Source organism: Microcystis sp. LEGE 00066 (genome assembly GCF_015207925.1).
GTDB classification, from domain to species: Bacteria; Cyanobacteriota; Cyanobacteriia; order Cyanobacteriales; family Microcystaceae; genus Microcystis; species Microcystis ichthyoblabe_A.
Map to the genome: position 1 here is coordinate 1 of NZ_JADEVX010000360.1, position 1415 is coordinate 1415.

Annotated in this window: 3 protein-coding genes and 1 pseudogene; all 4 read right to left on the reverse strand. The window is 36.3% G+C overall.

Going from position 1 to position 1415, the window contains the following annotated elements:
- On the reverse strand, window positions 1-273 hold a 273-nt coding region (locus IQ224_RS23495), incomplete at its 3' end, for a transposase family protein (protein ID WP_194032966.1).
- Between the two features lie 122 nt (window positions 274-395).
- Entirely contained in the window at window positions 396-548 is a 153-nt protein-coding gene (locus tag IQ224_RS23500) for a hypothetical protein (RefSeq protein ID WP_002749555.1), read from the reverse strand.
- Between the two features lie 148 nt (window positions 549-696).
- On the reverse strand, window positions 697-948 hold the full coding sequence (locus IQ224_RS23505) for a hypothetical protein (RefSeq protein WP_201261443.1): 252 nt from the start codon (window positions 946-948) through the stop codon (window positions 697-699).
- Between the two features lie 6 nt (window positions 949-954).
- Window positions 955-1164: pseudogene (locus IQ224_RS25225) on the reverse strand (TNT domain-containing protein); the annotation flags it as partial.
- Window positions 1165-1415 lie beyond the last annotated feature (251 nt).

The following is a 1415-nucleotide window of genomic DNA, read 5'->3' on the forward strand; positions in this document are numbered from 1 at the left end:
TACAATCCGACATATAGTTGATTCTGATAGTTCCCAGCTTGTACCAATGTGAAAATATGTTCTATATTCTCGCCAATATTCTAACGTTACTAAAACTTGTTCTTCTATAGATAGTTTAGGTTTCGGTCCCCTTTTAGATGGTGAATTAGAGTCGGCTTCAACACTTTTTACTGATTCTACCATCTTTCTATAGGTTTGTTTATACACACCGAAACGGCGTTTGAATTGTTCATCTGATAAGTTTTGATAATCCATAATTTTGCTAATAAACATAGCAAAATTATAGATGATTTCCTGACCTAAGATCACATTTTATTCTTTTTTCCACTTCAATCTAAGAATTGAGAAAAAAGCAAAACCCTCCATTATACCATAAAAAAATTATGCAAGAGGTCTTATAAATTAGAAGGAAATCTCGATTTAACGATGCGAAAAGCATTGCGAAGTATATCAACGGTTTCGGCTTCAGAAAATAGGGTTTGGCGTTGATAAGTAACAACCGTAAAAAAATAGGTGGCTGCTGGTGTTTTGGCGCGACGATATTTCATTATTAGACATCTCCAAAAGCCCAGATTTCACCCCTATGCTACAAGGGTTTGAGGTTAATTTCTGGAGATGTCTATTGAGTTTTAGGGAAGTTTTAGGGGGAATGTTGGGTTTCCTTGCGTCAACCCAACCTACTAGCTCGTGGTATAGTTACTTGATTACTTTCATCTCCCTCAACGTTCCTAAGATTTCTTCAAGAAAATAACTGCAAGCACTGCTTTCGTCATCAAAATGTTTGAGCCCAGTCTTAATTCCTCTTTCGCTGTAGTAAGTTTCCCAACCACCGTTCACAAAATCTAGGCAATATGCTTCATTAGGTAGCCCTCCTTCAAGAGAATATAAATCTTGAGGCACGTTGTGCTCAAGTAATTTTTGCAGTAAGGTTTGTTTGGTCATATTCATGATTGTTTATTCCTCAATGACGCGAATTGAACCATCTTCTATAAGCTCTTTGATTTTCTTTGGTAACTCATATTGAGTTCCTCCACCTTGTTCATCAAACCATGCCTTAGATTTACCACTGTCAACCTCTATTGGCTTTATGACTTCATACTTCTCATAAGGTTTATTATTTGAGCCAGGTGAAAGCGCTCGTTTAGAGTAGGGCGTACCTTCTGGAGCAGTGAAAGTTCGGCTCTTCGGGAATTGTTATGCAAATAATTAACTTAAAATAAAATTCGATGAGAGTACCTACGCCTAAAAGTAGCTGAAATCTATACAGGGAGACACTTACGGCACAAACAAGTTAATATCAAAAGATAGACAATCGAGTTAAGATTTGATATAATAGCCAAAAACCAGAGTATTTTACTTATGATACTTGACAAATTTTTGAACCTAAAAGGAACGTCTATTCAAGGCTATCTACA

Excerpts from the sequence above, each read along its gene's own strand:
- IQ224_RS23500 (WP_002749555.1), bottom strand. The coding sequence starts at position 548 with ATGAAATATCGTCGCGCCAAAACACCAGCAGCCACCTATTTTTTTACG.
- IQ224_RS23505 (WP_201261443.1), bottom strand. The coding sequence starts at position 948 with ATGAATATGACCAAACAAACCTTACTGCAAAAATTACTTGAGCACAAC.